The sequence below is a fragment of the Thermoflexus sp. genome, from assembly GCF_034432235.1.
In the GTDB taxonomy this organism is placed as follows: Bacteria; Chloroflexota; Anaerolineae; order Thermoflexales; family Thermoflexaceae; genus Thermoflexus.
The window spans coordinates 1-7,882 of the sequence record NZ_DAOUCJ010000012.1 but is presented as its reverse complement, the minus strand read 5'-3'; the positions used below and the strand labels follow the sequence as shown (position 1 = coordinate 7,882).

The window sequence follows — 7,882 nt, the reverse complement described above, 5'->3', positions numbered from 1 at the left end:
GGATGATCTGGACCGGCTTCGCCGGGAACCTCCTCGCCGTCCTGGCCGCGGCGGCCGGCGGGCTTCTGCCCCCCGCGCCCTTCTGGAAAGGCCAGGCCGCCTACCAGGAGATCCTGGGCTTCGCTCCCCGGCTGCTGCTGGCCTCCTTCACCGCATATCTGGTGGGGGAATTCGCCAACGCGGCGGTCCTGGCGAAGATGAAAGTGCGCACCCGCGGCCGCTATATGCTGCCCCGGTTCTGGGTCAGCACCGTGGTGGGAGAGGCCCTGGACAGCGCGGTCTTCCTCACGCTGGCTTTTGGGGGAATTGTCCCGTCCGGTGTTTTGCTAAGGCTTATCCCGACCCACGCGGGAGCCAAGATCCTCTACGAGTTCCTGGCCTCGCCCTTCTCCGCCGCCCTGGCCCGGGCCCTCAAGCGCTGGGAAGGGATGGATGTCTTCGATGTCGACACCCGCCTCAACCCCTTCCTGGTCATGGAGTAAATCCATAGCCGTAGAACAGAAGGAGCGCCGCAATGGACGAGGGCGATCGCAACCCGCTGCTTCCCGCTTCCCCTTCTCCACCCGGATCCTCCCCGGGCTCCGCACCAGGGCCGATCGCTGTTCGAGAGGTCGCCCTGGTGCGTCAGGTGAAGGGACTCCACCGGGCGGCCCGCGCCTTCTACGAGAACCTCCTCCGATATGGAACGGTGACCCTGGTGGGAGGGCGCTGGAATTTCCGGGGGGAGCCGGAGGATGCGCCCCAGCTCCACCAGGATCCCGACGGGTTCGTTTATCCGATCCGGGCCGTGCTGAAGGCGGAGATCGGCGGGGCCCCCTGTCAGATCCAGCTGGAGCCGGGATTCGGCGAGGCCCTGAACATCCAGATCCGCTGCGCTCCCACCGACCTGGCGCGGGTGGAAGCGTTCCTGCAGGCGCACCTGCAGGAGCCGGTGATCATCCAGGTTCCCCAGCCTTCGATCCGCGGCCTGATCCGGCTGCTCCATCACCTCCGCCGCCGGGCTGTTATGACCCGCATGGAGGGACCTGGGGGCTCGGCCCCGATCTTCGCCCTGCATCCTTCCGGGCATTTGATCCCGTTAAAGGCCCGCATTGAGGCTTACATCGATGAAGCCTGGATCAGCCTGGATTGGGAGAACGAGTGGGGCGGGAAATTGACTGTCGAGACGCCAGCGTCCCTGATGGAGGAGATCCGGGTCCTTCTGGCCCGCACGGTGGGGCAACGCCCCCGGGTGCGCTCTTCCACCTCCTCCGCCGCCGTGGACGTAGGAGAAGTGGACTGGGAGGATCTGGGGGGGCTGGAGACGGTGCGGGCGGAGTTGCAGACTTGGATCGTCGAGCCCCTGCGCAATCCGGGGGTCTTCCAGCACCTCCGCCTGCAGCCCCCAAAGGGGGTGTTGCTGATCGGCCCCCCGGGGACGGGCAAAACCACCCTGGCCCGCATCCTCGCCCGGCGGAGCGAGGCTGTCTTCCTGGTGCTCACTCCGCCGGATGTCTTCTCGATGTGGTATGGGGAAAGCGCCCGTCGCATCGCCGGGGTGTTCGCGGAGGCCCGGGCGGAAGCGGCGCAGGGCCGACCGGTGTTGCTGTTCATCGATGAGATCGATGGCTTCTGCCCTCGCCGGGAAGGAGCGCATGAGGAGACCCGTCGGGCTTTCGCCCAGCTCTGCACGGAGATGGACGGCCTGGCCCCCCTCTCCGGGGTGATCGTGGTGGGCGCCACGAACCGGCCCCAGGATCTCGATCCCGCCCTGCTGCGGCCCGGCCGCTTCGACCGCAAGATCGTGATCCCCCTTCCAGATCGGAAGGCCCGCATGGAGATCTTCCGGGTCCATCTGCGCCGCCGGCCGCTCGATCCCGCGGTTTCCCTGGAGGAGCTGGCGGCGAAGACCCGCGGTTTCAGTGGCGCGGAGATCGCGGCCGTCTGCGCCCGCGCCGCCTACCGTGCGCTGACCGCCTTCGCGTCCTCCCAGGGCATCCCCATCTCTGAACTGAAGCCGGACATCTATCCGGCGCTGCGCATCCGCCGCGAGGATCTCCTCGAAGCGATCCGTGAGGTCCGTCGGGAGCGTCAGGCCGCTCGCCCGCGCCCTCGAAGGACAAAGACCCCGCCCTGATTTGACATCCGGAGGCCTCCGAATATAATGGGCCCTGAAGCCGGCTCACCACAAGATGGGTGGCGGGAAGTCCGGTGAGAGGCCGGCGCTGCCCCGCAGCGGTAACCGGGGACGAAAGCCGCTTCGGTGTGGCCTTCTCCTGACGGCCGCACGACACGCCACTGGAGGTTCCTCTCCGGGAAGGCGCGGCGAGTAGGACGATCCGGGAGCCCGAAGACCGGCCCATCCTCCCCTTTAACCGCCATCGCCTCGCGGGAGGGCGATGGGCATGGCCTCCTCCATCCGGGAGGCTTTCCCCTTACGCCGGCGGTTCTCCCGCGCCATCCTTTCCTCTACGGAGGGCGCGATGATCACGTCGACCGCCTCATGGGAGCGGACAGCGCTTCATCGTTACCTGCAGGAGACCGGCCTGCCGGAGGCGCTCCGCGCTCCGATTCTCCGGGAAGCCCAGGAAAGCGCGGTGGACCAGCTGGATCCGTCCCAGGCCCTGGAAGCGCTGCTCCTGCTGATCACGGCGCGGATCTGGGAGGACCCGCTCTACGAGCGGGCGGCTGCGGCGCTGATGCGCCGGCGCATCCTCCTGGAGGCCCTGGGCTCTGACCGCCCGGACTATGCATCCGCCTTCCCTGCTTACATCCGGGAGGGGGTGCGGCGCGGGGCCTTGCATCCAGATCTTCTCGCCTACGATCTCGATCGGCTGGCTCAGGCCCTGGTCCCGGAGCGGGATGCCCTGCTGCCGTATATCGGGCTGGCTACCCTCTTCGATCGCTACCTGATCCGGGATCCGGAGACCCGCCAGGTCCTGGAGCCGCCCCAGTTCATGTGGATGCGGGTGGCCATGGGGCTGGCCTTGCAGGAGTCGGACCGCGAGGGATGGGCGGTGCGCTTTTATGAGCAGATGAGCACCCTGCGCTTCCTTCCCAGCACTCCCACCCTGTTCAACAGCGGCACCCCTCACCACCAGCTGGCCTCCTGCTATCTCTACGAAGTGCTGGACAGCCTCGATCACATCCTGGACGCCGCGGCGACCTTCGGGATGCTGGCCAAATACGCAGGAGGCATCGGGGCTTCTGTGAGCCGCATCCGGGCCGCCGGCGCGCCGGTGCGAGGGATCAACGGCCGCAGCGGCGGCCTCATCCCTTTCCTGCACCTCTATGACGCCTTGATCCACGCGATCAACCAGGGAGGACGGCGGCGAGGAACGATGGCGGCGTATCTGGAGCCATGGCATCTGGAGATCGAGTCTTTCCTGGATCTGCGACGGAACGCCGGGGATCCCTACCGGCGCACCCCTTCCCTGGACACCGCCCTCTGGATCCCCGACGTCTTCATGGAGCGTGTGGAGGCCGATGCGGACTGGTATCTGTTCGACCCGCTGTATACGGGGGATCTGGTCGATCTCTACGGAGAGGCCTTCCGGAGGCGCTACGAGGATTACATCGCGCAGGCAGAACGGGGCGAGATCCCTCGCCGCGCATGGCGGAAAGTGCGCGCCCGCGAACTGTATCTGCGGATCCTCGCCGCCCTTCTGGAAACCGGACATCCGTGGATCACCTTCAAAGATAGCAGCAACCTGCGCAGCATGCTGCGTCACGCGGGGATCATCCATTCCCTGAACCTGTGCACGGAGGTGGCGCTGCCCACCAGCCCGGAGGAGATCGCCGTGTGCAACCTGGGCAGCGTGAACCTCGCCCGTCATCTGAAAGACGACGGAAGCCTGGATGAGGCGGAGCTGGCCCGCACCGTCGAGACCGCCATGCGGGCCCTGGACAACGTGATCGACCTGAACCTGTACCCCTCGGAGCGCGCCCGCCGCAGCAACCTCCTGAACCGTCCGGTGGGCCTGGGTTGCATGGGGTTCGCAGAGCTCCTGAGCCGTCAGGGTCTCTCCTTCAATGACCCGGAGGCCGCGGAATGGGCCGACGGCATCGTCGAGCAGCTCTCCTTTCACGCCATCCGGGCCAGCTGCGCCCTGGCCCGGGAGCGCGGGCCCTTCCCGCGGTTTCCCGGCAGCGAGTGGTCCAAAGGCCGTCTGCCCTTCGATACCCTGGGGGACCTGGAGCGGGAGCGCGGGCGGAGGATCGAGGTGGATCGCAGGGGCCGGCTGGACTGGGGGGCTCTCCGGGACGTGGTGCGCCAGGGGATCCGCAACGGCGCGGTGATGGCCATTGCCCCTACCGCAACCATCGCCCTGATCGCCGGCACCAGCCCCAGCATGGATCCCTATTTCAGCAACCTTTTCGTTCGAACCACCCTCTCCGGCCGCTTCGTGGAGTTCAACCCGTCGCTGGTCCGGACCCTGAAAGCTCTGGGGCTGTGGGAACGCGTTCGGGAACGGCTGGTGGAGACCCAGGGCGATGTAGAGGCTATCCCCGAGATCCCCGAGCCGGTGCGACGGCGCTTCCCCACGGCCTTCCAGATCCGGCCGGAGGCCCTGCTGGAGATCACGGCGCGGGCCCAGAAATGGGTGGATATGGGCATCAGCCGCAGCCTCTACTTCACGTCCGAAACGCCGGCCGATATCGCAGAGGTTTACCTGGAGGCCTGGCGGAAGGGCGTGAAGGCCACCTATTACTGTTATGTGATGCCCCGCATGCGGGCGGAGCCGGCGACGGTGCGGGTGAACAAGGCCGCGCAACGGCCCCGCTGGGTGGAGGCGGCGGAGGCGGAGCTGCAGGCCGACGCCGCCTGCGCCCTGGATGGCTCCTGCGAGGCCTGCCAGTAGAGGCGATGGCCTCGCCATCTCCCGATCTCTCCAGGAGGCCTTTCCATGCAATCCGCACACGGGCTGATCGGCGGTGATCCGGTGGAGCCGCTGCGTCTTTTTCCCCTGCGGTATCCGTGGGCGTATGCCCATGTGCAGCAGGCCAAGCGCAACACTTGGTTTCCTGAAGAGGCACCCCTTCACGATGACGTTCAGGACTGGCATGAGCGCCTCACCGAGGAGGAGCGCCAGGCGGTGGAAATCCTGCTGGGCTTCTTCAACCCCATGGAATCCATGGTCACCAGCAACCTGGTGCTGGCCCTTTATCCTTATCTCACCGCCCCCGAGATCCGCCTCTATCTCGCCCGGCAGGCCTGGGAGGAAGCTAACCACACCATGGCTTTCGAATACGTGATCAAGACGTTGCCCCTGGATCGGGAGCGGGTGTTCGCTATGCTGGAGGATCATCCGGCCGTGGCGGCGAAAGCGGATTTCCAGCGTCAGCTCACGCTCGAGATCATGCAGCCAGGCCTGGACCTGGGCACGGTGGAGGGACGCCAGCGCTTCCTGCGGAACCTGACAGGCTTCTTCGTGGTTCTGGAAGGGATCTTCTTCTATTCCGGCTTCGCCTTCGCCCTCTCTTTCCGGCGCCGGAACCTGCTGCGGGGCCTGGGCACGATCATCGACTGGGTGCTCAAGGATGAGAGCCTTCACCTTTCGTTCGGCGTGCACCTGATCCGGGCCTTCCTCCAGGAGTATCCCGAGGTGCGAACGCCGGCCCTGGGGGAGGAACTGCGCCGGATGATCCTCAAGGCCGTGGCGCTGGAGGAAGCCTACAATCAGGCATTGCTTCCCCGGCCGATCCTGGGCCTCCACGCGGGATCCCTCAACGCCTATGTGCGCTATGTGGCCGACCGGCGTCTGGAGGAGCTGGGGCTGGGTGCCCAGTTCCACACACCGAATCCCTTCCGCTGGCTGGCCGCCGAGATCGATCTCCCTGAACAAGTGAACTTCTTCGAGGCCCGCAACGTGAATTACGAAGTCGGGCGCCCCCGCGAATAAGCTCCCTTCTTTTCGCCGGGCCGCACCGCCAGAGGGCTGATCTCTCCAGATCCGAACGGTGGGTGGGCATGCCAGAGGCCCGCCCACCTCCCCCTTTCTTGACCATGCGATGCGCCCATCCCTTCCCCTCCGTAAGGGCAAAAGGGGTTGCCTGAAACATAGAAACGGGATACCCTGAGCAGGAACGGAGCGTGGGGGCGATCGAGCGGGCCATGCGGCGGCCGGACGAGGGGATACGGCTGCCGGCCGCCGCATGACACGCAAGTGACGTGGGACGATCACGGGAAAGACAGCGGCGGTTCGTTTTCAACCCCCCGAAGAGGAGCTTCTGATCCGTGGGTGCCCGCAGCGCCGGATGCGAGTCCTGGATCCCGAAGGGGGGTGGACGACATGGAGCGCAGGGCCCAGCGGAAGTTGAGCTCCGAAAATAAAGCGAGGAGAAAACGATGGGAATGAAAGTTCGTTTTGAGCTGGAGTTGCCGGAGGAACTACGAGAGCTATTTGTGTCGGAGGAGGCCGCTGCCCACGCCGCCCGGGAGGCGCTGGTGCTCGATCTCCTCCATCGGGGGGAGATCTCGCAAGGGAAGGCCGCCGAACTCCTGGGGGTGGATCGCTGGGAGCTGCTCGATCTCCTGGCCAAGCATGGCCTCCCCGCACTCCGCCAGACCCCGGAGGAGCTGCAGCAGGACGTGGAGATCCTTCGAGAGGCCCTTCAGGGATGATCGTCGCGGACGCATCCACCCTGATCCTGCTTGCCCGGATCGGGCACCTGGAGCTGCTGCGCGAGGCCGTGGGCGAGAGGGAGGTGTGGATCCCGGAGGCAGTGGCCTAGGAGCTGCAGGTGCCAGGGAAGCCGGGGGTCGAGGCGCTGGAGAAGGCCCTGAACGACTGGATCCGTGTCGTCCGGGTCCAGGATCGAAAGCGGGTGGAGGGGTTGCCGAAGCGGCTGGGACGGGGGGAGCGGGAGGCGATCGCCCTGGCTGTGGAGCGCGGGGCGGTGCTGCTGAGCGACGACCGGGCAGCCCGACGGGAAGCACAAAGGCAAGGGGTAAAGGTGACAGGCCTCCTCGGGGTGTTGCTTATAGCGAAAGGCCGCGGCGTGATCCCTGAGGTGAAGCCCATGCTCGACGAGCTGATAGCAGGAGGATTCCGGCTCGCCCCGGACCTCCACAAGAGCGTGCTGCGAGGGGCGGGGGAGCTCCGGCCTGAGCCGGAATCTGAGACCGAAGCGAAGGACCGGAAAAATTGAGAGCGAGAAGGGTCTTCGCCCGGGCTTTGGCGGCCGCGCTCGCCATCCCGGGAAGGGAGCTGATCTCTCCAGATCCGAACGGTGGGTGGGCATGCCAGAGGCCCGCCCATCTCCCCCGAAACGAGCATGCCCCCTTGACAGGCCCGCAGGTTAGAATATAATTAACCACAACAGCGTTACTCCTTCCACGAGGCCAGGTAGCGCTCCTGCCCCGGGGTGAGCTGGTCGATTCGAATCCCTATGGTCTCCAGCGTCAGCCAAGCCACCACCTGATCGAGCTCCCGGGGCATCGCATGGATCTGGCGCTCGACGTAAACGTAGGGCAACTGCAAAGCAGTTGCCCTATGGGGAGCCGATGTTCCGCTGGAGACGGTGAAGATGCACAGCGGCTTGATCCCTGTTCAAAAACCCGGGCGGAACCCGCGCTACGGGACCCGAATTTTAACCTCTCTTTTTTCATTAAATACCCCCCCCCCGGGGGGGATTGCCATCGTCCCCCTCGGGCGGGGATCGCCCGTGCCCTTCGGGTTGCTATCGGTCACAGGGCTCACCGGATCTCCCGGATTGAGCCCCATCCGGATGAACCCTGGCCCCTCGTCCAGGCCTTCCCCATAGGGGTGCCACCGCCACGCTCCACCCTGCACGGGTTCACGGAGGGATAGAGATGGTGTTGCTGCTTCGCCTCATTGAGCTTCTGGACACGCTGGATCCCTCGGCGATCCCGGAGGCCATTCTGCGCGCAGCCCTGGAT

The 7,882-nt window shown here is 66.1% G+C and carries 7 protein-coding genes and 1 riboswitch; of the genes, 6 read left to right on the top strand and 1 reads right to left on the bottom strand.

Features of this window, described 5'->3' with window-relative positions:
- The 6 genes from VAE54_RS01910 to VAE54_RS01885 all read left to right on the top strand — a co-directional run.
- Positions 1-482, top strand: a 482-nt coding sequence (locus VAE54_RS01910; RefSeq protein ID WP_322800239.1) for a queuosine precursor transporter, incomplete at its 5' end; no start/stop codon positions are given.
- A gap of 32 nt (positions 483-514) precedes the next feature.
- Positions 515-2,116, top strand: a complete 1,602-nt coding sequence (locus VAE54_RS01905) for an ATP-binding protein (protein WP_322800238.1) — start codon at positions 515-517, stop codon at positions 2,114-2,116.
- A gap of 24 nt (positions 2,117-2,140) precedes the next feature.
- Positions 2,141-2,357: riboswitch (cobalamin riboswitch) on the top strand.
- 27 nt (positions 2,358-2,384) lie between these two features.
- Positions 2,385-4,841 (top strand): ribonucleoside-diphosphate reductase subunit alpha, encoded by a 2,457-nt coding sequence (locus tag VAE54_RS01900; RefSeq protein WP_322800237.1) that lies wholly within the window; start codon positions 2,385-2,387, stop codon positions 4,839-4,841.
- A gap of 45 nt (positions 4,842-4,886) precedes the next feature.
- Positions 4,887-5,882, top strand: a complete 996-nt coding sequence (locus tag VAE54_RS01895; protein WP_322800236.1) for a ribonucleotide-diphosphate reductase subunit beta — start codon at positions 4,887-4,889, stop codon at positions 5,880-5,882.
- Positions 5,883-6,328: 446 nt separating this feature from the next.
- Entirely contained in the window at positions 6,329-6,604 is a 276-nt protein-coding gene (locus VAE54_RS01890; RefSeq protein WP_322800235.1) for a UPF0175 family protein, read from the top strand.
- Positions 6,605-6,723: 119 nt separating this feature from the next.
- Positions 6,724-7,131, top strand: coding sequence for a DUF3368 domain-containing protein (locus tag VAE54_RS01885; RefSeq protein WP_322800234.1), 408 nt, complete (start codon positions 6,724-6,726; stop codon positions 7,129-7,131).
- A gap of 176 nt (positions 7,132-7,307) precedes the next feature.
- Here the strand turns inward: VAE54_RS01885 and VAE54_RS01880 are convergent, their stop codons facing one another.
- Complete coding sequence (locus VAE54_RS01880) at positions 7,308-7,463, bottom strand: hypothetical protein (RefSeq protein ID WP_322800233.1); 156 nt, start codon at positions 7,461-7,463, stop codon at positions 7,308-7,310.
- Between the last annotated feature and the right edge of the window lie 419 nt (positions 7,464-7,882).